At 59.7% G+C, this 25,182-nt stretch carries 20 protein-coding genes; 6 read left to right on the top strand and 14 right to left on the bottom strand.

Going from position 1 to position 25,182, the window contains the following annotated elements:
* Positions 1-130: 130 nt before the first annotated feature.
* The 3 genes from KSS91_RS00435 to uvrD all read right to left on the bottom strand — a co-directional run bounded on the left by KSS91_RS00435 (position 131) and on the right by uvrD (position 3,959).
* Positions 131-1,009 (bottom strand): Tim44 domain-containing protein, encoded by an 879-nt coding sequence (locus KSS91_RS00435; protein WP_015097414.1) that lies wholly within the window; start codon positions 1,007-1,009, stop codon positions 131-133.
* Between the two features lie 179 nt (positions 1,010-1,188).
* Positions 1,189-1,629 (bottom strand): EamA family transporter, encoded by a 441-nt coding sequence (locus KSS91_RS00430; RefSeq protein WP_095964376.1) that lies wholly within the window; start codon positions 1,627-1,629, stop codon positions 1,189-1,191.
* 146 nt (positions 1,630-1,775) lie between these two features.
* Positions 1,776-3,959 (bottom strand): DNA helicase II, encoded by a 2,184-nt coding sequence (gene uvrD, locus KSS91_RS00425; protein ID WP_007971693.1) that lies wholly within the window; start codon positions 3,957-3,959, stop codon positions 1,776-1,778.
* A gap of 257 nt (positions 3,960-4,216) precedes the next feature.
* Between uvrD and KSS91_RS00420 the strand changes: the two genes are divergently transcribed.
* The gene (locus KSS91_RS00420; protein WP_217836734.1) at positions 4,217-7,087 is read left to right on the top strand and encodes an EAL domain-containing protein; all 2,871 of its coding nucleotides are present in this window, start codon (positions 4,217-4,219) and stop codon (positions 7,085-7,087) included.
* Positions 7,088-7,142: 55 nt separating this feature from the next.
* Here KSS91_RS00420 and KSS91_RS00415 read toward each other — a convergent pair whose 3' ends face one another.
* Positions 7,143-7,457, bottom strand: a complete 315-nt coding sequence (locus KSS91_RS00415) for a hypothetical protein (RefSeq protein WP_217836733.1) — start codon at positions 7,455-7,457, stop codon at positions 7,143-7,145.
* A 340-nt stretch (positions 7,458-7,797) separates the two neighbouring features.
* Between KSS91_RS00415 and hexR the strand changes: the two genes are divergently transcribed.
* Together hexR and KSS91_RS00405 are read left to right on the top strand one after the other, a co-directional pair.
* Positions 7,798-8,664: a transcriptional regulator HexR gene (gene hexR, locus KSS91_RS00410; RefSeq protein WP_007954250.1), complete on the top strand. Its 867-nt coding sequence runs from the start codon at positions 7,798-7,800 to the stop codon at positions 8,662-8,664.
* A gap of 201 nt (positions 8,665-8,865) precedes the next feature.
* A complete protein-coding gene (locus KSS91_RS00405) occupies positions 8,866-9,075 on the top strand; it encodes a PA3496 family putative envelope integrity protein (RefSeq protein WP_007971698.1) in 210 nt (69 codons plus the stop codon).
* Here KSS91_RS00405 and KSS91_RS00400 read toward each other — a convergent pair.
* Positions 9,017-9,979 carry a LysR family transcriptional regulator gene (locus tag KSS91_RS00400; protein ID WP_007971700.1) on the bottom strand — a complete coding sequence of 321 codons (963 nt, stop codon included), beginning with the start codon at positions 9,977-9,979 and terminating at the stop codon, positions 9,017-9,019. The two genes, KSS91_RS00405 and KSS91_RS00400, sit on opposite strands and share 59 nt — an antisense overlap.
* A 192-nt stretch (positions 9,980-10,171) precedes the next feature.
* Here KSS91_RS00400 and KSS91_RS00395 point away from each other — a divergent pair, with 192 nt between their 5' ends.
* Together KSS91_RS00395 and oadA are read left to right on the top strand one after the other, a co-directional pair.
* On the top strand, positions 10,172-11,587 hold the full coding sequence (locus tag KSS91_RS00395) for an acetyl-CoA carboxylase biotin carboxylase subunit (protein WP_007971702.1): 1,416 nt from the start codon (positions 10,172-10,174) through the stop codon (positions 11,585-11,587).
* Between the two features lie 11 nt (positions 11,588-11,598).
* Positions 11,599-13,407 carry a sodium-extruding oxaloacetate decarboxylase subunit alpha gene (oadA, locus tag KSS91_RS00390; RefSeq protein WP_217836732.1) on the top strand — a complete coding sequence of 603 codons (1,809 nt, stop codon included), beginning with the start codon at positions 11,599-11,601 and terminating at the stop codon, positions 13,405-13,407.
* A 226-nt stretch (positions 13,408-13,633) separates the two neighbouring features.
* Here oadA and KSS91_RS00385 read toward each other — a convergent pair whose 3' ends face one another.
* The 3 genes from KSS91_RS00385 to KSS91_RS00375 are packed head-to-tail and all read right to left on the bottom strand — an operon-like array spanning position 13,634 to position 15,403.
* Positions 13,634-14,305 carry a GNAT family N-acetyltransferase gene (locus KSS91_RS00385; RefSeq protein ID WP_217836731.1) on the bottom strand — a complete coding sequence of 224 codons (672 nt, stop codon included), beginning with the start codon at positions 14,303-14,305 and terminating at the stop codon, positions 13,634-13,636.
* A 17-nt stretch (positions 14,306-14,322) separates the two neighbouring features.
* Positions 14,323-14,769, bottom strand: a complete 447-nt coding sequence (locus KSS91_RS00380) for a GNAT family N-acetyltransferase (protein WP_217836730.1) — start codon at positions 14,767-14,769, stop codon at positions 14,323-14,325.
* Between the two features lie 10 nt (positions 14,770-14,779).
* Positions 14,780-15,403, bottom strand: a complete 624-nt coding sequence (locus KSS91_RS00375) for an FMN-binding negative transcriptional regulator (RefSeq protein ID WP_007971713.1) — start codon at positions 15,401-15,403, stop codon at positions 14,780-14,782.
* Between the two features lie 92 nt (positions 15,404-15,495).
* Here KSS91_RS00375 and pdxR point away from each other — a divergent pair, with 92 nt between their 5' ends.
* Positions 15,496-17,049 (top strand): MocR-like pyridoxine biosynthesis transcription factor PdxR, encoded by a 1,554-nt coding sequence (gene pdxR, locus KSS91_RS00370; protein ID WP_217836729.1) that lies wholly within the window; start codon positions 15,496-15,498, stop codon positions 17,047-17,049.
* A 64-nt stretch (positions 17,050-17,113) separates the two neighbouring features.
* Here pdxR and KSS91_RS00365 read toward each other — a convergent pair whose 3' ends face one another.
* From KSS91_RS00365 to aspA, 6 genes are all read right to left on the bottom strand, one after another.
* Positions 17,114-18,214, bottom strand: coding sequence for a polyamine ABC transporter substrate-binding protein (locus KSS91_RS00365; protein WP_217836728.1), 1,101 nt, complete (start codon positions 18,212-18,214; stop codon positions 17,114-17,116).
* A gap of 11 nt (positions 18,215-18,225) precedes the next feature.
* The gene (locus KSS91_RS00360; protein ID WP_007971719.1) at positions 18,226-19,257 is read right to left on the bottom strand and encodes a histone deacetylase family protein; all 1,032 of its coding nucleotides are present in this window, start codon (positions 19,255-19,257) and stop codon (positions 18,226-18,228) included.
* A gap of 172 nt (positions 19,258-19,429) precedes the next feature.
* Positions 19,430-20,422, bottom strand: a complete 993-nt coding sequence (locus tag KSS91_RS00355) for an AraC family transcriptional regulator (protein ID WP_217836727.1) — start codon at positions 20,420-20,422, stop codon at positions 19,430-19,432.
* Between the two features lie 160 nt (positions 20,423-20,582).
* On the bottom strand, positions 20,583-21,587 hold the full coding sequence (locus tag KSS91_RS00350; protein WP_217836726.1) for an asparaginase: 1,005 nt from the start codon (positions 21,585-21,587) through the stop codon (positions 20,583-20,585).
* A 173-nt stretch (positions 21,588-21,760) separates the two neighbouring features.
* A complete protein-coding gene (locus KSS91_RS00345; protein WP_015097402.1) occupies positions 21,761-23,209 on the bottom strand; it encodes an alanine/glycine:cation symporter family protein in 1,449 nt (482 codons plus the stop codon).
* A 531-nt stretch (positions 23,210-23,740) separates the two neighbouring features.
* Entirely contained in the window at positions 23,741-25,165 is a 1,425-nt protein-coding gene (aspA, locus tag KSS91_RS00340) for an aspartate ammonia-lyase (protein ID WP_003229645.1), read from the bottom strand.
* Positions 25,166-25,182: the final 17 nt, after the last annotated feature.

Here is a 25,182-nt window from a genome sequence, read left to right as displayed (position 1 = left end):
TCCTCTTGCTTGTATGGCGCGGTTTATATGGGGCGGTTTATACAGTAGCTTGCTATAGATGCAACCGCGAAATAGAAAACCCCAGCCAGGGCTGGGGTTTTCTTTTCAGCAAGTGAAGCTCGGTGCGGGATCAGCCGTTCTGGCGGATACCTGCCACCAGCCAAGGCTGGTTTTCGCCCTGTGCACGTTCCATGTTCCAGCTTTCGCTGAAGACTTCGCCCTGGTCGAAACGCGAGGTCTTCGACACGCCGGTGAAGGTCAGGGTGGCAATGGTCTTGTCGGCGCGATCATCCACACCGTCCAGCTGTACATTGAGGTTATCAATGTAGGTGGACTGGAAACCGTCACCCAGGTCGGCACGCTCACGCTTGAGGAACTCCAGCATTTGCGGGGTCACGAACTCGGCAATCTTGTCCATTTCATTGGCGTCCCAGTGCTGTTGCAGGGACTGGAAGTGATTGCGCGCTGCTTCGACGAAGTTTCTTTCGTTGAACCAGGCTGGAGCGTTGATCACTGGACGAGCGGCAGCAGGCGCTGGCGAACCACCGAAAATCGAACCGCCGGCAGGCTTTTGTTCGAACGCTTCACGTTGCATCGGTGCGTGGCCGGCCGGAGCGTAATGCTCCTGCTGCTTGCGACGACGGGCGGCGATAAAGCGGAAGACCAGGAATGCAATGACAGCCATGATCAGGATGTCGAGGATCTGCATGCCCTGGAAGCCGTCGCCCATGAACATGGAGGCCAGCAGGCCGCCGGCAGCGATACCGGCCAGAGGGCCGAGCCAGCGCGAAGCGCCACCGGCCTTGGCAGCGGCGCCAGCGGCACCGGCAGCACCAGCGGTCGCCGCAGCGCCGCCCATGCCTGGAGAAGAAGGAGCCATCTGGCTGGTCTGGTGCGTCGGCGCAGCGCCTGCGCTTTTGCCACCACCGAAGCGCTTGGCGGCATTGACGTCGAGACTCATCGTCAGGCCGATGCACAACGCCATGGCGATGCTAAGAAAACGTTTCATAAAGGGAATTCCCATTTGTGGAAGGCACGCGCGCCATGTTGCACAGCTGAAGTGTTACTGGCTAGCGGCAGAGTGTTTCGGGCTTTTGCCTGACAGGTTTTATTCAGCTTCAATCAGTGCAATAGGGCCTTTTGACGTTGGTCTGTCAGATGAATGGATAAGTTCTGTAGGACGCTCGCTTAGCGACGTAATGCCAGCATGACGACTCCGGCCGTGATCAGACCCATTGCGCCCCATTGGCGCAAGTCGAGTTTTTCACCCAGCAGGACTACGCCAAGTACGGCCACCAACACCACGCTGAGTTTGTCCACCGGGGCAACCAGTGACGCCGGACCGACCTTGAGTGCACGGAAATAGCAGATCCACGACGCACCGGTGGCCAGGCCCGACAACAGCAGGAACAGGTAGCTCTTTGCCGAGATCGATCCTAATGACTGATATTGGCCCGTGGCGTACAAAATCAAGGCCAGGCTAACCAATACCACGATCGTACGCAGCAGCGTGGCGAAGTCGGAATTGACGTTTTCGATGCCGACTTTCGCGAAAATGGCGGTCATTGCCGCGAACGCCGCCGATAACAGGGCCCAGAATGTCCAGGAGGAAAAGAAGCCTGAGCCCATGTCCATCGCACCTTTAAATTCAGATATCGGCCTGGAACCTACCTACAACCTGTGGGAGCGAGCTTGCTCGCGATGACGGACTGACAACCAGAAATAATGTCGACTGATCTACCGCTATCGCGAGCAAGCTCGCTCCCACAGAAAAGCTAGATCGCTTCCAGCTTGGCGTAACCCAGCATCAGCCACTTGCTGCCTTCGCTGAAGTTCACCTGCACCCGGGCCTGAGCACCGGCGCCCTCGAAGTTGAGGATCACGCCGTCACCGAAGATCGAATGGCGTACGGTCTGACCCAGACTGAAGCCGGTTTCCGGAATTTCGCTGCCGCTGAACAGGTTGCTGCCACTCATCGACTGGTTGCCACCGAACGGCCGGCTGACACTGTTGGACAAACGTACTTCCTGAATAAGGCCTTTGGGCACTTCGCGTACGAAGCGCGACACCTTGTTGTAGGTCTCGCTGCCATAAAGGCGTCGGGTTTCAGCGTAGGTCATCACCAGGTTCTGCATCGCCCGGGTAATGCCGACGTAGGCCAGACGACGTTCTTCCTCAAGGCGGCCGGGCTCTTCCAGGCTCATCTTGTGCGGAAACAGGCCTTCTTCCATGCCCACCAGGAACACGTAAGGGAATTCCAGGCCCTTGGCGCTGTGCAGGGTCATCAGTTGAATGCTGTCTTCGTGCTCGTCGGCCTGCGTATCGCCGGCCTCCAGCGAGGCATGACCGAGGAACGCGGCCAATGGCGTCAGGTCTTCGTCTTCTTCGCTGTTTTCGAAGTTGCGTGCGGCGCTGACCAGTTCCTCAAGGTTTTCCACCCGGGCCTGGCCTTTCTCGCCTTTTTCCGCTTCGTGATAGGCGATCAGCCCCGATTGCTCGATGACGGTCTGGGTCATCAGGTGCAGCGGCATTTCCATGCACTTGGCGGCAAGGTTCTCGATCAACTCGATAAACGCGCCAAGGGCGCCGGCCGCACGACCGGTCAGGCCTTTGTTGGCCACCAGTTGGCGCATCGCTTCCCACATCGACACATCACTGTGGCGCGCATGGTCACGGATCGCTTCGACGGTTTTCTCGCCGATGCCGCGGGCCGGCACGTTGATCACCCGTTCCAGCGCGGCGTCGTTGCCTCGCCCTTCGAGCAATCGCAGGTAAGCCATGGCGTTCTTGATTTCGGCACGCTCGAAGAAGCGCTGGCCGCCATAGATGCGGTACGGAATGCGTTCACGCAGCAGCGCTTCTTCCAGAACCCGCGATTGGGCGTTGGAGCGGTACAGAATCGCGATATCGCTGCGAGACAGGCCGGTTTTCAGCGCGCTTTCAATGGTTTCAACAACGTAGCGTGCTTCGTCGTGTTCGTTGAAGGCGGCATACAGGTTGATTGCCTCGCCGTCGCCACCGTCGGTCCACAGCTCTTTGCCCAGGCGTCCGGTGTTGTTGGCGATCAAGGCGTTGGCTGCCTTCAGGATGCCGGCGGTGGAGCGGTAGTTCTGCTCCAGGCGAATGGTTTCGGCGTCCGGGAAGTCTTCGGAATACTGGTAGATGTTCTCGATTTTCGCGCCACGCCAGCCGTAGATCGACTGGTCGTCATCGCCCACCACCATCAGGCTGTCGCCACCCTTGGCCAGCAGGCGCAACCAGGCGTACTGCACGGCGTTGGTGTCCTGGAACTCGTCCACCAGGATGTGTCGGAAGCGCTTTTGATAGTGAGCGAGCAGGCCTGGGTGATCGCGCCACAGATCGAGGGCGCGCAGTAGAAGTTCGGAGAAGTCGATGACACCGGCGCGCAGGCACGCGGCCTCGTAGGCCTCATAGATGCCGCGCATGGTCGCCAGGAACAGATCGCCACTGGCTTGAATGTGTTGCGGGCGCAGACCTTCGTCTTTCTGCCCATTGATGAACCATTGGGCCTGACGGGCCGGCCAGCGTTGCTCGTCCAGGCCGAGTTCGCGGATCACCCGCTTGACCAGCCGTTGCTGGTCATCGCTGTCAAGAATCTGGAACGTCTGGCTCAAGCCTGCTTCCTGCCAGTGCGCCCGCAGCAAGCGGTGCGCCAGGCCGTGGAAGGTGCCGACCCACATGCCGGCCGGGTTGATGCCCATCAGTTGCTCGATGCGCTGGCGCATCTCGGCAGCAGCCTTGTTGGTGAAGGTCACCGACAGGATGGAGTGGGGCGAGGCGTTTTCAACCTGGATCAGCCAGGCGATACGGTGCACCAGCACTCGGGTTTTACCGGAACCAGCACCGGCCAGGACCAACTGACGACCCACGGGGGCCGCTACGGCCTGGCGTTGGGCATCGTTGAGGGAGTTCAGCAGAAGGGAGAGATCATCGCGCATCGGGGCATTCTAGGGGGCTGCGACACACCGGGCAAACTCCGCTTCGCATTAACCGATGAAAGTTACGCGAGGGACGACTGGTCAGTCATCGGCTGCAGGCGTTGGCGGGGCGTGCCTTTAGGGTTTTCAGGGTGGGGCGGCGGCTGAAAAATTTGGCGATTTATTGATCAACAGCAGTTTGGTCCGGGCAATTGCTTGTGTATGCTCCGAGCAGTTTCGGGCCCATGCTCATCATTATAAGAACAAGAACATCGCCTATGACCCTCAGCTTCGACCTGTCGGGCCCCACTGTGGAGCCCCGGGTTATCAGAAAGCAATACGCCATGGAAATGGCGGTCGAACGCACGCGCCTGTTGTATCAGGGCTCGCTGCTGCCCACGTTGTTCATGCTGATCAATGGCCTGGTCTGTGCCGGTTTGCTCTGGAGTCCGCAGCGCTATTTCCTGGTCAGTGTCTGGCTGGTGTGGTTGTTGTCCTTGGTGGCATTGCGGGTGATTCAGGTCGCAGCCTTCGATTCGGCCATCCCCAATCGTCAAGCCCAGCCCATTTGGCGGCGGATGTTTTTGCTGGGTTCCGGCCTCACCGGTCTGACCCTGGCCGGTGCCGGCATTGCCCTGGTTCCCGCCGATAATTTCATTCAGCAAGCCTGGGTCTTCGGCCTCATCGGTGCCGCAGCGCTTTCGGCCAGCGTGGCTTATGCCGTCAGTTTGCCGGCCTTTCTGTCTTTCACCTTGCCCTGCCTGCTACCGGCCATTGCCTATATGTTTTGGGGCGGTGACGAACAGCAGCAGGGCTGGGGCTGGTTCGGGCTGATTCTGCTCGGTGCATTGAGTGTGGTTGCCTGGCAGGTCAATCGATTGATCGATCGGGGCTTGATGCGACGCTTTCAGAACCAGGCACTGATCGAGCATCTACAGCGGGCGCAAAGCTGCAGTGACCAGCTCAATCAAAAGCTGGCCAAGGAGATCGAACAGCGTCGACGCGCCGAGAACGAGTTGCGAGAGATCCAGGTCGACCTGGAAAATCGCGTCGCTCAACGCAGTTTGGAGCTGGACGCCGCCAACCAGGCTCTGAGCAAGAGCGAAGCCCGCCTGGCGCTGGCATTGAAGGCCAGCGAGTTGGGGTTGTGGGACTGGAATCTGCAAACCGACGAAGTCCATCACACGCAGATTCAGGAACTGTTCGGCCTGGAGCCGGACCAGGTCACGGCAATACTGCGTCACCTCAAGCCGCGTCTTCACCCCGAGGACCTTCCTGCGCTGAAAAGGGCGCTGGTCGAGCATCTGAAGGGCCGCACCGAAGACTATCAAATCGAGTATCGCGTGCGCCATGGCGATGGCCACTGGGTCTGGATCGAGGACCGTGGGCGGGCGGTCGAGCGTGCCGAGAACGGACGGGTTCTGCGCATGGTCGGCACTCGGCGCGACATCAGTGTCAGCAAAAACCTGGAAGAGCAGCGGCAACTGGCGGCGACCGTATTCGAGGCGGCCAGCGAAGGGATTGTGATTTTCGACCCGAACTATGCCCTGATCGCAATCAATCAAGCCTTCAGTCGGGTGACCGGCTATGCCATCGAAGACATGATCGGGCGCAATGTCGTTGAGTTGCCATGCAGTCGCGATGCGCGTCGGCATTACGCCACGATCCATCAGGCGCTGGAGCAGCAAGGCAGCTGGCAGGGCGAATTGGTGGAAACCCGCAAGAACGGCGAGATGTATCCGCAATGGCTGCAATTGAACGCCGTGCGCGATAGCCGGGGAAATGTCAGCCATATCGTGGGCTTCTTCGCAGATCTTTCTGCCCGCCGGGAATCCGAAGAGCGAATGCGCTATCTGACCCATTACGACGAACTCACGGGGCTGGCCAACCGCGCGATGTTCCGCGAGCGCCTCAGCGAGGCTCATCAACGGGTACGACAGGGCGGTTATCGCAGCCTGGCCTTGCTGCACATCAATCTCGACCGGTTCAAGCAACTCAACGACAGCCTGGGGCATGAAGTCGCCGACCAGTTGTTGCAGAAAATGGCCCGGCGACTGGTGAATGCATTGCCTGAAGCAGACACCATCGCGCGTCTCTCGGGCGATGAGTTTGCCGTGCTGTTCAACGCCTACGGCAACCTTTCGAGCCTGGCCCGGGTGGCGACTCGTCTGGCGAGCAAGTTGCGTTTGCCGGTGACCATTGACGGGCATGAGTTGGTGGTCAGTGCGTCGATGGGCATCAGTTTGTTGCCGGACAGTGCCCGGGAAATTTCCGCGTTGGTCAGTCAATCGAACATGGCCATGCAGCACGCAAAGCATTTGGGCGGCAACAACTTCCAGTTCTATACCGACAGCCTGCAAGCCAGCACGCTGGAGCGTTTGCAGCTGGAAAACCACTTGCGCAAAGCCATCGAAGAGAAACAGTTGAAGGTGTTCTACCAACCCAAGCTGTGCCTGGCCACGGGCAAGCTGAATGCTGCCGAGGCGCTGGTGCGTTGGGATCATCCGACCATGGGCCGCGTGCCGCCGGGGGATTTCATCGGTCTGGCTGAAGAAACCGGATTGATCGGCCCGATCGGTGAGTTCGTGCTGCGTCAGGCCTGTTGGCAAGCCTGTGAGTGGCAGCGGCAGGGGCTTGAGCCGATTCGGGTGTCGGTCAACTTGTCGGTGCATCAGTTGCGCCAAGGCAAGCTGGTCAGCCTGGTGCGACAGGTGCTGGAAGAGACCGGGCTGGCACCGCACTACCTGGAGCTGGAGCTTACCGAAAGCCAGTTGCTGGACAGCGTCGAGCACATCATCGCAACCTTCCAGCAGTTGCGTGATCTGGGCGTGAAGCTGGCGATTGATGATTTCGGCACGGGCTATTCGTCGCTGAGCTACCTCAAGCGTATCCCGGTGGATTACGTGAAGATCGATCAGGCGTTCATTCGCGGCTTGGGCGAGGGCAGCGAAGATGCGGCGATTACCCGGGCGATCATCGCCATGGCGCACGGCCTGTCGTTGAAGGTAGTGGCGGAAGGCGTGGAGCGGACGGAGCAGCTCGAATTCCTCAAGAATGAGCGCTGCGATGAGGTGCAAGGCTATCTCATCAGTCGGCCGATTGAAGCGCAGGGATTGGCACGGCTGCTACGAGAGCAGCGCGCAGGTTGAAAGGGAGTTCCCGCTGGACTTTGCAGGTGGCGGGAACTCCTGGTACTAATTGTTCTTAGTGTGTGATCAACACTTTATCAATGGTGGTCACTAACACGTCGTCATGGTAAATACTTACTCCGGTAACATTGGAGTCGCCCAGTTTCTTATATTCAACAAATTTGTCTGTCAGAACCTGTGCCGAAGGATCAAGAGAAGGAAGAAGATGCAATTCCAATCGAAGATTATTGGATTTATCCTGGATCGGACTTTCTGTTAGTAATGCGTCTACGCCGCTGTTTTCAACGGTTACGGTGCCGTAAGTGCGAAAAGAAGCGGCGCCCGTCATACGATCGATTTGAGCAATCCAACCACTGGTTTCAAACTTCATAATATATTCCTTTAAGTTAAAGTTAATTGCGTCCTGCGTGGGCAATATACGTCGAAATACTTGTTTGTGGTTTGGGGGGAGTAGAGTGTATTTGTAAGGCTGTATGTGTGGTCTTTGTATTGATGATTAATTAAATCATCAGGTCTTATTTATAAGTTTTGTTTCTTGTTGGTGTGAGGGTGGTGGCGTCGCATTGGGTTTTTTACCGCTACATCACGTCCGCACACCCAAAAATCGAGGGATCCGGTTACGCATTGAGCAGGCAAAAAGCCGATTCATGTAGTATAACTACAAGCGTGCTACATCCCCGGCACCTGCCAATAACAAAGAGTCCAGCCCTTTGAATCTGCTGCAACACATCGCCCAGTCTCGTCACCTGTTACGCAAGTCGGAGCTCAAGGTCGCCGACCACGTGCTGCTTGATCCGGCTGCCGTGATGCACAGCTCCATGGCCGACCTGGCCCACAGCGTGGGCATCAGTGAACCGACCATCGTGCGTTTTTGCCGTGCCATCGGCTGTTCCGGCTTTCAGGACCTGAAGCTGAAGCTGGCCCAGAGCCTGGCGGCCGGTGCGAGTTTTGGCCAGTTTGCGATCCACGAAGACGATTCGGTCGCCGACTACAGCCTGAAAATCTTCGACACCACCCTGCATACCCTGATGGAGGTTCGCGAGAAACTCGATCCGCTGGAATTGCAGAGGGCTGTGACGCTGATGTCCCAGGCCCAGCGCGTCGAGTTCTATGGTTTTGGCGCCTCGGGTGCGGTCGCGGCGGATGCGCAGCACAAATTCTTCCGGTTGCTGCTTACTGCAGCGGCGTACTCCGACCCGCACATGCAGGCGATGTCGGCCGTGACATTGAAGCCGACTGACGTGGCCATCTGCATTTCCCAGTCGGGTCGTTCCAAGGACCTGCTGATCACTGCCAACCTGGTGCGCGAAAGCGGCGCTTCGTTGATCACGTTGTGCCCGAGCCAGACGCCATTGGCCGAGTTGTCGACGGTCAACCTGGCGATCGATGTGCATGAAGACACTGAAATCTATACGCCGCTGACCTCGCGTATCGCCCACCTGGTGGTGATCGATGTGCTGGCGATGGGCGTGGCCATGGCCCGCGGCCCGAGCCTGGTCAATCACCTCAAGAGCGTTAAACGCAGTTTGCGCAGTTTGCGGTTGTCACCCAAGTCGGTGAAAGCGCTGGACGACTGACGTCGTCGTAAGGTCGTTCCGACCTTAATCGCGAGCAGGCTCGCTCCCACCTTTGACCGCGATCTCCTGTGGGAGCGAGCTTGCTCGCGATGGCGTCCTCGAATACGCCGCAATTTTCATCAGTCTGTAACACCCGAGCCGCCAAACCGTCATCCCTCGCGCCTATCTTGAAACTCCCGTACTCGCCTTGGGAGACTCGAAATGGCCATGCCCTACGAAGAACGCAACAGCGCTGTCAAAACCCGTCGTCAGCAGGAAGACCAGCGCCGCATGGAATTCCGTCGCGCTATCGAAGATCGCTGCGAACGCCGTCAGCTTCTGGCCGAAATTGGCGACTTTCCGGAGTTGGAACTCAACTTCTGGCAGGCATCTCCCTCGACTTCCCGTCGAAACGCTCAACCAGCGCGCTGATCTGGATCCGTTCACTGCGGATAAACGCCAGGAAGGCGTGAGCTACCGGTGACAGGCGTTTCGCCTTGGCCTGCACCAGGCACCAACTGCGGAACAGTGGCAGCTCTTCGATGGGTAGCTCGATCAACCCACCGGTTGCCAGCTCAAGGTTCAGGGCGTGGCGCGTCAACAGCGCAACGCCCAGGCCTGCCAGTACACATTCTCGCTGAGCTTCGGCAGACGAGACTTCCTGAGTCTGGTTGAAGTGCACACGCTTCTCTTTGAAGTATTCTTCGCACGCCAGCCGCGTCCCGGAGCCTGGCTCACGCAGCAACAGTGTGTAGGGCTCGAGATCCTGCAAGCGCAGCGGCCCCATGTGACACAGCGGGTGATCCGGTGGCGCCACGGCGACGATCGGGTTGTTCAGGAACGGCAGGAACTCCAGGCCCATGTCCTGAGGCACCATGGACATGATCACCAGGTCGTCGCGGTTGTCCGACAGACGCCGAATCACCTGGCCGCGATTGACTACCGTCAGTTGCAGGTTCACCTCCGGGTGCTGGCGTTTGAATGCGGCAAACAGATGCGGCACGAAATATTTGGCGCTGGATTCGACCGCCAGTTTCAATTGCCCCTGCAACGAGCCCTGCATGTCCGACAGCTGCATGTCGAGGTTTTCCAGGCGTCCGAAAATATCCCGGCTGGCTCGCTGTAACGCTTCAGCTGCTTCGGTCATGTAGAGCTTTTTGCCGACGTAATCGAACAAAGGCTGGCCAATCAGCTCTTCGAGCTGACGAATCTGCAGGCTGACGGCAGGTTGTGTGAGCGACATTTCGTCGGCCGCGCGGCTGTAAGAGCGCAAATCACAGACCTCATTGAAGATCTGCAATTGCCGCAAAGTCATACGCATCAATGACTTACGCATTATCCGGTCACTCTGGTCGCTGGCTGGTGAATCAACTATAAGTCTTTACTTATGCACGACCCAATTTTTATTCATTTTTGTTAATCCCTTGTGGGCGCTAGTGTGGACCTGCGACCAATTTGAAACATTTGGTCACTCGTCGACCTGGTGTCTAGCAGGTTGTAGGTACCACCGGCTCAAGGGAAACTCCAAGTGATAACAAAGATCCTGATCGCCAACCGTGGTGAGATTGCCGTACGAATCGTACGTGCCTGTGCCGAAATGGGCATTCGCTCGGTCGCGATCTATTCCGACGCTGACCGCCATGCCTTGCATGTGAAGCGTGCGGACGAGGCCCACAGCATCGGTGCCGAACCGCTGGCCGGTTATCTGAACCCGCGCAAGCTGGTGAACCTGGCTGTGGAAACCGGTTGCGATGCACTGCACCCCGGTTACGGTTTCCTGTCGGAAAACGCCGAACTGGCGGAAATCTGCGCTGAGCGCGGGATCAAATTCATTGGTCCATCGGCTGAAGTCATTCGCCGCATGGGCGACAAGACCGAAGCGCGCCGCAGCATGATCAAGGCCGGCGTGCCGGTCACTCCGGGCACCGAAGGCAACGTGTCGGGTATCGAAGAAGCCCTGACCGAAGGCGATCGCATTGGCTATCCGGTGATGCTCAAGGCCACATCCGGTGGTGGTGGTCGCGGTATTCGTCGCTGCAACAGCCGTGAAGAACTTGAACAGGCTTTCCCTCGGGTCATTTCCGAAGCCACCAAGGCATTCGGTTCGGCGGAAGTGTTTCTGGAAAAATGCATCGTCAATCCCAAGCATATTGAAGCGCAGATCCTTGGCGACAGCTTCGGCAACGTGGTGCACCTGTTCGAGCGTGACTGCTCGATCCAGCGCCGCAACCAGAAGCTGATCGAGATCGCCCCGAGCCCGCAACTGACCCCGGAACAGCGCGCCTACATCGGCGACCTGTCGGTGCGTGCAGCCAAGGCCGTGGGCTACGAGAACGCCGGCACCGTGGAGTTCCTGCTCGCCGAGGGCGAGGTGTACTTCATGGAGATGAACACCCGGGTGCAGGTGGAACACACCATCACCGAAGAAATCACTGGCATCGACATTGTCCGCGAGCAGATTCGCATTGCCTCCGGCCTGCCGCTTTCGGTGAAACAGGAAGACATCCAGCACCGTGGTTTTGCCCTGCAATTCCGGATCAACGCCGAAGACCCGAAGAACAACTTCCTGCCGAGCTTCGGCAAGATCACCCGTTACTACGCACCCGGCGGCCCCGGCGTGCGTACCGACACGGCGATCTACACCGGCTACACCATTCCGCCGTTCTACGACTCCATGTGCCTGAAACTGGTGGTGTGGGCGCTGACCTGGGAAGAGGCGATGGACCGTGGTCTGCGCGCCCTCGATGACATGCGTCTGCAAGGGGTCAAGACCACTGCCGCGTACTACCAGGAAATCCTGCGTAACCCGGAATTCCGTAGCGGCCAGTTCAATACCAGCTTCGTTGAAAGCCACCCTGAACTGACCAACTACTCGATCAAGCGCAAACCCGAAGAGCTGGCCCTGGCCATCGCCGCCGCCATCGCCGCCCACGCAGGCCTGTGAGGAATAGAATAATGAGCAAACAAATCCACGTTACCGACACGATCCTGCGCGACGCCCACCAATCGCTGCTCGCCACCCGCATGCGCACCGAAGACATGCTGCCGATCTGCGACAAGCTCGACAAAGTCGGCTACTGGTCGCTGGAATGCTGGGGCGGCGCAACCTTCGACGCCTGTGTACGTTTCCTGAAGGAAGACCCGTGGGAGCGTCTGCGCCAACTGCGCGCCGCGCTGCCTAACACCCGCCTGCAAATGCTGTTGCGCGGCCAGAACCTGCTGGGCTACCGCCACTACAGCGACGACGTGGTCAAAGCCTTCGTCGCCAAGGCCGCGGTCAACGGCATCGACGTGTTCCGTATCTTCGACGCCATGAACGACGTGCGTAACCTGCGCGTGGCCATCGAAGCGGTGAAAGCCGCCGGCAAACACGCCCAGGGCACCATCGCCTACACCACCAGCCCGGTGCACACCATCGAGGCTTTCGTGAACCAGGCCAAGCAAATGGAAGCCATGGGTTGCGACTCGGTGGCGATCAAGGACATGGCCGGTTTGCTGACCCCATACGCCACTGGCGAACTGGTCAAGGCACTGAAAGCCGAGCAATCGCTGCCCGTGTTCATCCACTCGCACGACACCGCCGGCTTGGCTGCAATGTGCCAGATGAAGGCTATCGAAAACGGCGCCGACCACATCGACACCGCGATCTCCAGCTTCGCCTGGGGCACCAGCCACCCGGGCACCGAGTCGATGGTCGCGGCCCTCAAGGGCAGCGAGTTCGACACCGGCCTGAACCTGGAATTGCTGCAAGAGATCGGCCTGTACTTCTACGCCGTGCGCAAGAAGTACCACCAGTTCGAAAGCGAATTCACCGCCGTCGACACCCGTGTGCAAGTCAACCAGGTACCGGGCGGGATGATTTCCAACCTGGCCAACCAGTTGAAAGAGCAGGGCGCGCTGAATCGCATGAGCGAAGTGCTGGCCGAAATCCCGCGAGTTCGCGAAGACCTCGGCTTCCCGCCGCTGGTGACCCCGACCTCGCAGATCGTCGGCACCCAGGCGTTCTTCAACGTGCTGGCCGGCGAGCGCTACAAGACCATCACCAACGAAGTGAAGCTGTACCTGCAAGGCGGCTACGGCAAGGCGCCGGGCATCGTCAACGAACAACTGCGTCGCCAGGCCATCGGCAGCGAAGAAGTGATCGACGTGCGCCCAGCCGATCTGCTCAAGCCGGAAATGGCCAAGCTGCGTGCCGATATCGGTGCTCTGGCCAAGTCTGAAGAAGACGTGCTGACCTTCGCGATGTTCCCGGACATCGGTCGCAAGTTCCTCGAAGAGCGTGCGGCCGGAACCCTGACACCTGAAGTGCTGTTGCCGATTCCGGAAGCCGGCAAGGTGGCTTCGGCGGGCGGTGAAGGCGTACCGACCGAGTTCGTCATCGACGTTCACGGCGAAACCTACCGCGTCGACATCACCGGTGTCGGCGTCAAGGCTGAAGGCAAGCGTCACTTCTACCTGTCCATCGACGGCATGCCGGAAGAAGTGGTGTTCGAGCCGCTCAACGAATTCGTCGGCGGCGGCAGCAGCAAGCGCAAGCAAGCCACCGCACCAGGCCATGTCAGCACCACCATGCCGGGCAACATCGTCGATGTGCTGGTCAAGGAAGGCGACACCGTCAAGGCGGGCCAAGCCGTGCTGATCACCGAAGCGATGAAGATGGAAACCGAAGTCCAGGCGGCCATCGCCGGTAAAGTCACCGCCATTCACGTGGCCAAGGGCGACCGGGTGAACCCGGGCGAGATCCTGATCGAGATCGAAGGCTGAGATAACAGCCTCGATACAACGCTTTAAACCTCGGGGGGGCATGTGCTCCCCTTTTTTTATCCATGGCAAAGCAAGAGTTTGTGGGCGTCAGCGCGCCTTGGATGCGTTGGGTTGGAGGCTTTTGAAGATCAAAGGATCGCAGCCTTCGGCAGCTCCTACACACCAACCCTGTAGGAGCTGCCGAAGGGTCGGTCCGCGCTCGGGCGATCTTTTGCTTTTGATGCTTTTAGCCGCGGCACTCAACGAGGCTTTTCAACTGCCCCGACCCCGTCTGGTTCTCATCACTCAACCACTTCTCAAACCCGGCCCCAATCGCCGGCCATTCCGAATCCAGGATCGAGTACCACGCCGTATCGCGGTTCTGCCCCTTGACCACCATGTGCTGGCGAAACACACCCTCAAAACTGAAACCCAAACGCTCGGCCGCATATTTGGAGCGGGCGTTGGCGTTGTTGCATTTCCATTCCAGGCGACGGTAGCCGAGGGCGAAGGATTCCTTGGCCAGCAGGTAAACCGCCTCGGTGCTTTTCGGCGAGCGCTGCATCGGCGCGCCGAAGGTGACGTGGCCGATTTCGATGCGGCCCTGGGCCGGGACGATGGACATCAGGCTGAGGATGCCCTGGACCTCGCCGCTGGCGCGATCGATCACGCTGAAGAAGTACGGGTCGCTATTGGCTGCGTGGCTGTTCAGCCAGTCATTGAAGGCACTGCGCTCCGGGAAGGGACCGTATGGCAGATAGTCCCAAAGCTTCGGGTCGGCGCCCGGGCCTTGCAGGGCTTTGAACAGGTCGTCGCCGTGGCGCGCCGGGTCGAGTTTTTCCAGGCGGATGAAGCGTCCTTCGATCAGTTGCGTCGTGGGGGCCGGGACGCCTTTCCAGTTGGCGAGTGAAGTCGACATGTTGTTCTCCTTGAACCTTAGATGGCTTTGCGAAACTGGATGAAACCGGGGCGTTCTGCAAGGCGCTCGTAGAGCTGGATCGCGGTAGCGTTGGTTTCGTGGGTCAGCCAGTGCACCTTGTTGCAGCGGTCGGCCTTGGCCGTGGCGTAGACGAACTCGATCAGTTGCCGGCCGACGCCGGTGCCTCGGGTTTCCGGAACCACCAGTAAGTCTTGCAGGTAGCAGGCGTTTTCGATGGCCCAGTTCGAACGATGGTAGATGAAATGCACCATGCCCACGGCTTTGTTGTCAGCCCAGGCGAGGGCGGCGTGGGTCGGTTCGTTCGGGTCGAGCATGCGCTGCCAGGTGCTGTGAGTGACGGCCTCTGGCAATTCGGTTTTATAGAAGCGCAGGTAGGCTTGCCACAGCGGCAACCAGGCCGCGTGATCACCGGCGGTGACTTGGCGAATGTCGATTTGACTCATGGTGATTTCCTTAGCGCATCAATTGGGCGAGGGTCTGGTCGTTGACGTCGGGGCTGGCGGCCAGGCCTTCGCGTACGCCGGCGATGTCGGCGGGGCTGCGGTTCTGGCTGAGCTTGCGCTTGCCTTCCAGACGGTCGATGGGAATGGCGAAACCGACGATGGCCTTGAGCATGCCGTCGATGTAATCGGCGGGGGCGTCGGCCACTGACCACGGTTGGGCGCGGCCAGCTTCATGACGGTCGGTGAGAGTGCTGACGATGTCGAGCAGCCGCCCGCCATCGCTAAAGGTTTCGGCTCGGCCATAGGCGTGTACGGCGACGTAGTTCCAGGTTGGCACGACTTTGCCGTGTTCGGCCTTGCTCGGGTAGAAACCGGGGCTGACGTAGGCGTCGGCACCGGCAAAAATCAGCAGGGCTTCGGCACCGTCGCGCAGGTCTTTCCACTGTGGATTGGCTTTGGCCAGATGTCCGTACAACGTGCCGTTCAAGCCTTGTTCGCAATGCAGCAGCACCGGCACATGACTGGCTTGCAGGCCGCTTTCGCCGTGGGTCACCAATATGGCGAGACGGGTGGCGAGGATCAGTTCATGCAGTTGGGACAACTCGTCGATGGCAAAAGCGCGCGGCGTATACATGGAGATATTTTCCTTGGCGAATGTCTTCATCCTAGGCAGGCTATTGGTCTGTTGTAAGAGCCATTAATGACCAATTTCATGGGTCCATTTTCATGACGGATGTGCCGCTTTCCCTGTCTTTCAACCCGGCGGGTATCGAACTCGACCGTCGCCAGGGGTTGAGTCGCCAGCTTTATCAGGCCTTGCGCCTGCGCGTCCTCGATGGACGATTGGCCAGTGGAACGCGTCTGCCGGCCAGTCGTGACCTGGCCGCAGCGCTGGCTATTTCCCGCAACAGCGTGGTGCGTGCCTACGATCAGTTGTACGCCGAAGGCTTCATTGAGGGGCGAGTCGGGGACGGTACTTATGTTGCGCAACTGCCTCAGGCGGTGTTGCCGGCAAAAAAACTATCCACAAAAGTATCCACAGGCTTTTCAACAGGGTTATCAACAACCTTATCCACAAATTGGCTCGATTTACCTGTGGATCCATCCAGCAAAGTTATCCACAACGATCCGTTGGCCCGGGTAAAAAACAACCATTTACCCAGTCCGCCGAGCGGACCGCCGCGGGCATTTCGGGTCGGTATTCCGGCGTTCGATCTGTTTCCATTCGAGGTCTGGGCCAAGCTGAATGCGGCTTTCTGGCGCAAGCCGGATTTGCAGCAGCTGTGCTATGGCGACCCGGCTGGCGATGCGCGCTTGCGCGGGATGATTGCTGCGTATTTGCGCAGTTCCCGTGGCATGCAATGCACGGCTGAACAAATTGTGATCACCAGTGGCGCGCAGCAGGGGATCAGCCTTTGTGCACAGCTGTTGGTGGAGCCCGGTGACGGGGTGGCGCTTGAAAATCCCGGGTATCGGGCGGCCGGTCATGCGTTCGCCGTGGCAGGTGCGAAGTTGCATGGGGTGGCAGTGGATGGCGAGGGCATCGACTGCGCTGAACTGGCACAGCTGCGTGATTGCCGTTTGACCTACGTCACCCCGTCCCATCAGTACCCCACCGGGGTGGTGATGAGCCTGGCTCGCCGCCTGGAGTTGCTGGCCTGGGCCGAGCGCGCCCAGGGCTGGATCGTCGAGGATGACTACGACGGCGAGTACCGCTACAGCGGTGCGCCACTGGCACCTCTGGCGGCACTGGATCGGCAAGGTCGGGTACTCTATGTCGGCACGTTCGGCAAAGTGGCGTTTCCGGCGTTACGCCTGGGTTACCTGGTGTTGCCGACTGGGCTGGTGCAGGCTTTTGCTCAACGCCGTGCCGTGGACGTACGCCATTCTGAGGTCAGTACCCAGGCGGTGATGGCCGAATTCATGGCGGCCGGGCATTTCCAGCGGCATATCCGCCGCATGCGCCGTGCGGCGTTGAGTCGCCGTAACACATTGCTCAATGGCTGGCCGGCGGAGATTCCCGGGGTCGGACCATTACCCACCGTCGCCGCCGGGCTGCACATGACCGTCCCCGTCGATAGCGTGGCGCGTGAACGTGAATTGATCGAGTTGGCGCAAAGCGTCGATGTCGAGATCAACGGCTTGAGCAGCTATTGGTTGCCCGACTCCACGACACCGATGGATCAGCGAGCGGGGCTGGTGCTGGGCTTCGCCGCCGTGCCCGAAAAGGCAATCGAGGCGGCACTGCAACGGTTGCGGGCGGTGTGGTGTGCCGACTGAAGCGCGGGCAAAAAAAAGACCTGCGTAAACGCAGGTCTTGATGATGACGGAAACGACGCGGTTGTCAGGTACCGGACTTGATCTTGGTCCAGGCCCGGGTCCGCGCACGTTCGGCATCGCGCGGCAACGGTTGCAGGGTGTAGAGCGTGCTCATTGCCGCTTCGGTCGGGTACAGGTTCGGGTTGTTGCGGATCGCCGGGTCGACCAGTTCCGTGGCGTCCTTGTTCGGGTTCGGGTAGCCGACGAAGTCACTGACCGGCGCAATCACCTGGGGTTGCAGCAGGTAGTTGATGAAGGTGTAGGCGTCTTCCGGATTCTTCGCGCCCTTGGGTATGGCGAGCATGTCGAACCAGATCGGCGCGCCTTCCTTCGGCAAGCGCATGTCGACGACCACACCGTTCTTGGCTTCCTTGGCGCGGTTGGCTGCTTGCGAGAAGCTGCCGGAATAACCGACCGCGACGCAGATGTCACCGTTGGCGATATCGGCCATGTATTTCGATGAGTGGAAGTAGGTGATGTACGGGCGGATCTTCATCAGCAGCGCTTCAGCCTTGTCGTAGTCCGCAGGCTTTTTGCTGTTGGGATCGAGGCCGAGGTGTTGCAGGGCCAGCGGCAAGATCTCCGAGGGCGAGTCGAGCAGGGCGACGCCGCACTGCTTGAGCTTGCTGATGTTCTCTTCCTTGAAGATCAGGTCCCAGCTGTCCACTGGTGCGTTGTCGCCGAGCACGGCCTTGACCTTGTCCGGGTTGAAGCCGATCAGGATGGTCCCGTACATGTAAGGCACGGCGAATTTGTTGCCCGGGTCGTTGGCTTCGATCAGCTTCATCAGCTTGGGATCGAGGTGGTTCCAGTTCGGCAACTTGCTGCGGTCCAGTGGCTGGAACACGCCGGCTTCGATCTGCTTGGCGAGGAACACGTTGGACGGCACCACCACGTCGTAGCCGGAGTTGCCGGTCAGCAACTTGGCTTCCAGTGCTTCGTTGGTGTCGAAAATGTCGTAGACCAGCTTGGTCTGGCTGTTCTGGGCCTTGAAGTCTTCCAGAGCCTTGGGGGTGATGTAGTCGAACCAGTTGTAGACGCGCAACGTTCGTTCTTCAGCATGGGCAACGCCACTGAGCACCAGGGCGCCCAGGGCTGGAACGATCAAACGCTTGAGTCTTGTCATTGTTCTAATCCTCATTGGGCGCTTTCGAAACCTTCGAGAACGTTCACGGCGTTGATGCCGATTTCTTCTACCGCGTAGCCGCCTTCCATCACGAACAGCGTCGGTTTGCCGAGAGCCGCAATGCGCTTGCCCATGGCCAGGTAATCCGGGCTGTCGAGTTTGAATTGCGAGATCGGATCGTCCTTGAATGTGTCGACGCCCAGGGAGACCACGACGATGTCGGCGCCGTAGCTTTCGATCTCTTTGCAGGCCTGTTCCAGCGCCGCGCTCCAGGTGTCCCAGCCTGAACCTGCGGCCAGAGGATAGTTGAAGTTGAAGCCCTCGCCGGGGCCCTCGCCCAATTCGTCTTCATAGCCGAGGAAGAACGGAAACTCGGCTTCCGGGTGGCCATGGATCGAGGTGAACAGCACGTCGCTGCGTTCGTAGAAGATCGACTGCGTGCCGTTGCCATGGTGGTAATCGACGTCGAGGATCGCGACCTTTTTGTGGCCCTGATCGAGGAACGCCTGAGCGGCGATGGCCGCGTTGTTGAGGTAGCAATAACCCCCCATCAAATCGCTGGCGGCGTGGTGTCCTGGTGGACGGCACAGGGCGAAGGCCGAACGGGCGCCGCGCTGGATTTCCGCCTGGGCGGTGAGGGCGACTTGCGCTGCGCTATACGCCGCCTGCCAGGTACCGGCGGTGATCGGGGCACCGCCATCGAAGCTGTAGTAACCGAGTTCGCCATGCAGGCTGGCGGGTTTGATCCGGCGCAGGGTACGGGCTGGCCAGGTGTAAGGCAGCAAGTCACCGTCGGTGTTGAACTCGGTCCAGCGTGCCCAGGCGCCTTTGAAAAAGTCGAGGTAGTCGCGGCTGTGAATGCGTTCGATCGGTCCAAGGCCGAAATCCTTCGGCGCTTCGACAGGGCCGAGATTTTGATTTTGCACCCGTGCCAGCACGTGGTCGGCACGCGAAGGCATTTCGAAGCAGGGCTTGAGTTGCCCGTCTATCAATTCACAACGGCCGTGGTGCAGGTGGTGATCATTCGAGTAGATCGTCAGCATTTTGTTGTTCTCCGCAGGCTGATTCGGTTGAACACAGTCTTGCGGCACGGACGATTTCGGAGAACGGCAGGAAAGGCCAAAAGGGGATCGATATGGCCAAAACATTTGACCGAATTTCGCCCCTTTGAAGATCAAAAGATCGCAGCCTTCGGCAGCTCCTACAAAGGCTGGATCAAGGTCGAAACTGGCTGGGCGCCACACCGCTCCAGCGCACGAACGCATGGCGAAAACTCGCGGTCTCGCTGAAGCCCAGCGCCTCGGCAATCTGGTAGATCGGCAATTGATCCTCACACAGCATTTGCTTGGCCTGTTCGAAGCGCAATTCGTCTAGCAACTCCTGATAACTGCAGCCCATGTCCTTGAGATGCCGACGCAAGGTCCGCGCCGAGCAATTCATCTGCTCGGCCAGGCCCTCCAGCCCCGGTGCCGCATTCAATTGCGCGCTGAGCAATTGGCGGATCCGTCCGAGCCATGCCTGACGCCCGGTGAACTCGATGTTCTGTTTGCGGCAGCGCTCGGCCATGGCTTGATGAGTGATGACATCGGCCAGCGGCAACGGCTGGTCGAGCCAACGCTTGTCGAAGGCGAAGGCATTGTTGCGCGCGCCGAAATCCAGCGGGCAGTTGAAGTGTTCGGCGTAGCTCGTTTCGTAGTCGGGCGCGGCATGTTCGAAGCGTGCGCCGAGCAAGGGCAGGGGATGACCAAGCAGGTCGTCGCAGGTGACTTTCAGCGATACGAGGCAGAACTCGGCGTTGAACACCGCCATGGCCGGGCTCTCGCGGTAATCGGCGGCGGCGAACCAGATGCGCTCGCCGTCGTCCTCCAGGCTCAGCTCGAAAAGTGTTCCCAGCAGCGCCGGATAGCGTATCGCCAGCCGCAAGGCGTCACCGAAGGTGGCACTGGTGAGCAGGGCGTAACCGAGCATGCCGTAGCAGGAAACGTGCATCCGCCGACCCAGTTCCAGGCCGATGTCGCGCTTGAGGGCAACGGCGTTGGCACAGACCTGCATTTCTTGATTGGTGGTGATGCGCGTGTCGGCCCGGTTCAGATCCGCCGCACTGATGCCGCTGCCGGCCAGCAGCGCTTCGCTGGACAAGCCTTGTGCCTTGAAGGCATCAAGCACCAGGGAGACGGCATTGAGGGTGGTGAGGTGGGAGTGGAGCATGAGGACTTCCAGCCTTGGGATGCTGGAATGCGGAGCAAGTTGTGTGCCGACGACCCCTGTGGGAGCGGGCTTGCTCGCGAAAGCGGTCGGCCTGTCACATCAATGCTGGATGTGCCGTCGTCTTCGCGAGCAAGCCCGCTCCCACAGGTTTTGTGTTTTGTCAGCTCAGTTCGCCGCAAAGGTCGAGTTCGACAAGCCGACGGACTTCGTCCGTTTCAAGCCCCGCCCCCAACAACCCATGCAACTTGCCGAATGCCGCTTCACGGGTCATGCCGCCACCGGACAGCACACCGACACCGCGCAAGCGACTGCCGGCCTCATAGACGTCCAGTTCAACCCCGCCTTCGTGGCACTGCGTCACCGCGACCACTACCACGCCGTTATCCCGTGCACGGCCGAGGCTGGCGAGGAACTCCGGGTTGTCGCTCGGCCCAGTGCCGCTGCCGTAGCACTCCAGCACCAGACCTTGAATGCCGCTGTCGAGCAGGCCATCGAGGATCTCGGCACCGATGCCAGGGAACAGCGGCAACACGGCAACCTTCGCCAGTTGTTTTGCCTGGTTGTAGTTCAACGCTGTTGGCAGCGAAGAGGCTTTCACACCACCGCCCTGACGCTCCAGGCGCTTGAACGGATGACGGCCAAAACTGCGAACCTTGGCGCACCGGGTCGGGTCCAGCAGTTCGCCGTGGAAGTACAGATGCACACCCGGCGCGAGGCCTTGGCCCAGTGCAACCAGCGCGCCCCCGAGGTTCTCCCAGGCATCGCTATCGGTGACGCCGGCCGGCAGCATGGAACCGGTAAAACACACGCGGGCATGCAGGCCGAGCAACTGGAAGCTCATGGCGGCGGCACTGTAGGCCAGCGTGTCGGTGCCATGCAGGATCAGCACGCTGTCGCAGCCCTGAACATCCACCGCATCGACCACCGCTTCACGCAACTGCTGCCAGTACGCCGGGGTCATGTTGGCGCTGTCGATCAGCGGCGACATCTCGCGAAAACGCCACTGCGGCACGACAAGTTCGGGCTGGCTGTGCAGGTATTCGCGCATCCGCGCTTCAAAACCGGACGCCGGCGCAAGGCCGTTGGCGCTGGCTTGCATGCCAATGGTACCGCCGGTGTAGAGCACCATGACGTGCTGGGCGGCAGGGTAGGTCGACGAATTCATGGAAGTTCTCCGAAACAATGACTGCCATTGTGGGAGCGGGCTTGCTCGCGAAGAGGTCAGTACATTCAACACAGGTGTTGGCTGAACGTCCGCCTTCGCGAGCAAGCCCGCTCCCACAATGGATTTGCGCACTCTAGCTGACGGGCGCAAGGGATGCGCCCGCTTTTTACCGATCAGCGTTGCGCTGCGGTCACGCCTTGCGGCTCAGCCTGATTCTGCGCGGCGGCTGGCGGGTTGGCCGGCCATGCCTGGCGATCCAGATCCAGATCCGGGAACTTCGCGGAGTCGAACACTGGCGTCTTGATGCCAGCGGCGCGCTGGTCATCGTAGTCACGCAGGATGCGCATGCCGACCTTGAACAGCAGGAACAGCGCGATCAGGTTGACGAACGCCAGCATGGTCATGGTGATGTCGGCGAAGGCAAATACGGTACCGAGGTTTTCGATGGCGCCCCAGAAGATCAGCACCAGTACCAGCGCGCGATAGCCCATTAGCGCCTTGCGGTTTTCACCGATCAGAAAGCGCAGGTTGTTCTCGCCCAGGTAGTAGTTGTAGAGGATCGAGGTGAACACGAACAACGCCAGGGCCACGGAGATGAACATCCGACCCCAGTCACCAACCACGGCGGCCAGCGAGTTCTGGGTCAGGGCAATGCCGTCGCCTTCGAAGCCCGGGGTGTAGAAACCCGAAAGCAGGATCAGCAGCGCGGTGCAGGTGCAGATCACGAAGGTGTCGAGGAACACGCTGAACGCTTGAACCACGCCTTGCGCCACCGGGTGCTCGACCGCCGCCACAGCCGCCACGTTCGGCGCGCTGCCCAGGCCTGCTTCGTTGGCGAACACACCACGTTTCACACCCATGACGATGGCGCTGCCGATCAGGCCGCCGAAGGCCTGATCCAGACCGAAGGCGCTCTTGACGATAGTGATCAGCATGCCCGGTACCTGGTCGAACTGCAGCACGATCACGTAGATGGTCACGCCGATATACACCAGGGTTTTCACCGGCACCAACAGGTCGGCAACCTTGGCGATACGCTTGATCCCGCCGATGAATACCAGACCCAGCAGCACGGCCAGACCGATGCCGGTGTAAGTGGTATCGAGGCCGAACGCGTTGTTCAGCGAATGGGTCACGGCGTGGGCTTGCAAACCGTTGAAGGCGAAGCCGAACGTCACCAGCAACAGGAACGCCATGAGCATGCCCAGCCAGCGTTTCTGCAGACCGTGCTGGATGTAGTAGGACGGGCCGCCCCGGAAGGTGCCGTCGGAGTCAGTGCGCTTGTACAGCTGACCGAGGGAACATTCGAAGAAGCTGCTGGACATGCCGACCAGTGCGGTCACCCACATCCAGAACACCGCGCCAGGCCCGCCGAGTGTCACGGCAATGCCGACACCGGCAATGTTGCCTGCACCGACGCGGCCGGCGAGGCTGAGCATCAGGGCCTGGAATGAACTGAGTTGCCCCGCGCTGCTTTTGAGGCTGTCGCGGAACACCGCGAACATGTGGAAGAAGTGACGCAATTGAACGAAACGCGAGCGGATCGTGAAGTAGCTACCGAGCCCGACAATGAGCACGATCAGTACTTTCCCTGAGAGGAAGTCGTTAATGACTTCGAGCATGGATTATTCCTCGCTGTTTTTTGTGTTGGCAAATGCTTGCCGGGCAGACACATCGAGTTACACCGGTGGGCGCACGGCACAACGGGCGGTTCGAAGTTCGTCCCGGTTTCCATATCGCGGGTTTGTTATTAGTTCGGGTTTCGCATGGGTTGTGGTCTCGCTACCGACGACCGCTCACGCGAAGAGGGGCGGCACTATACCGATGACAGTGCCGTCCGTCTGCACGGTTGTGGTGCATGCGGTGAAACGAAGCCGTTGAAACACCTGACATTTTTGCTGTCAGGCTATGTGGGAGCTGCTCTGGGTGGGAGCGGGCCTGCTCGCGAAAGCGGTGTATCAGACACATCATTGTTGAATGTGCCGCCGCCTTCGCGAGCAAGCCCGCTCCCACATTGGTCAGTCCCCAGACATACGGTTTTCACTGGCAAACGGTTAAAAAAAAGGGCCTGGAGAATGATCTCCAAGCCCTCAAAAGGTGAGAGGTGTCTAGTCCCTCGACCTGGTGAGCGGTGCTACAAGTAACGCGTCGGGTTAGGCCTTCAGGGGCACCAGACGCGGAGCAATCATGTTTTCCGGGCGCAGGATGTCGGCGAGCATGGCTTCGTCGAGCAGACCTTCTTCGCGCACCAGTTCCAGCACGCCGCGGCCGCTTTCGAGGGCGATACGGGCGATGCGGGTGGCGTTTTTGTAGCCGATGTACGGGTTCAGTGCGGTGACCAGACCGATCGAGTGTTCGACCAGTTCACGGCAACGGGCTTCGTTGGCGGTGATGCCGACGATGCAGTGCTCGCGCAGCATGTCCATGGCGCGTTGCAGCAGGCGGATCGAGTCGAGGATCTTGAAAGCGATCAGCGGTTCCATCACGTTCAGTTGCAGCTGGCCGCCTTCGGCCGCCATGGTCAGCGCCAGATCGTTACCGATGACCTGGAAGGCCACTTGGTTAACGGCTTCCGGAATAACCGGGTTGACCTTGCCTGGCATGATCGAGCTGCCTGGCTGACGCGCTGGCAGGTTGATCTCGTTGATGCCGGTGCGTGGACCGCTGGACAGCAGACGCAGGTCGTTGCAGATCTTCGACAGCTTGACCGCGGTACGCTTGAGCATGCCGGAGAACAGCACGAAGGCGCCCATGTCGGAGGTAGCTTCGATCAGGTCGGCTGCCGGAACCAGCGGCTGACCGCTGATCAGGGCCAGGCGCTGTACAGCCAAGGCCTGATAGCGCGGGTCGGCGTTGATGCCGGTGCCGATCGCGGTGCCGCCCAGGTTCACTTCAGTCAGCAGTTCCGGGGCCAGCGTCTTCAGGCGGGCCAGGTCTTCGCCCATGGTGGTGGCGAACGCACGGAACTCTTGACCCAGGGTCATCGGTACGGCGTCTTGCAGCTGGGTACGACCCATCTTCAGGACGTGGTTGAATTCTTCACCCTTGGCTGCGAACGCCTGAATCAGGCTGTCGAGGCTGGCGAGCAGGGCGTCGTGACCCAGCAACAGACCCAGACGGATCGCCGTCGGGTAGGCGTCGTTGGTCGACTGCGCCATGTTCACGTCGTCGTTCGGGTGCAGGTACTGATATTCGCCTTTCTGGTGACCCATGGCCTCCAGCGCGATGTTGGCGATCACTTCGTTGGCATTCATGTTGGTCGAAGTGCCAGCGCCGCCTTGAATCATGTCCACCACGAACTCTTCGTGGAAGTCGCCGCGGATCAGACGTGCACAGGCTTCGCTGATGGCAGCGTGCTTGGCTTCGCTCAGGTGACCCAGCTCACGGTTGGCGTCAGCAGCGGCCTGTTTGACCATGGCCAGACCGACAACCAGTTTCGGGTAGTGCGAAATCGGAACGCCCGAAAGGCGGAAGTTGTTCACCGCTCGCAGGGTCTGGATACCGTAATACGCTTGAGCCGGTACTTCGAGGGCGCCAAGCAGGTCATTTTCTGTGCGGAATGATGCAGCGGAGGACATGATAGAAATCATCTCAA

Origin of the sequence: Pseudomonas azerbaijanorientalis (genome assembly GCF_019139795.1) — a bacterium.
GTDB lineage: Bacteria > Pseudomonadota > Gammaproteobacteria > Pseudomonadales > Pseudomonadaceae > Aquipseudomonas > Aquipseudomonas laurylsulfatiphila.
The sequence above is the reverse complement of the archived record's forward strand: the minus strand, read 5'-3'. Positions and strand labels throughout refer to the sequence as shown.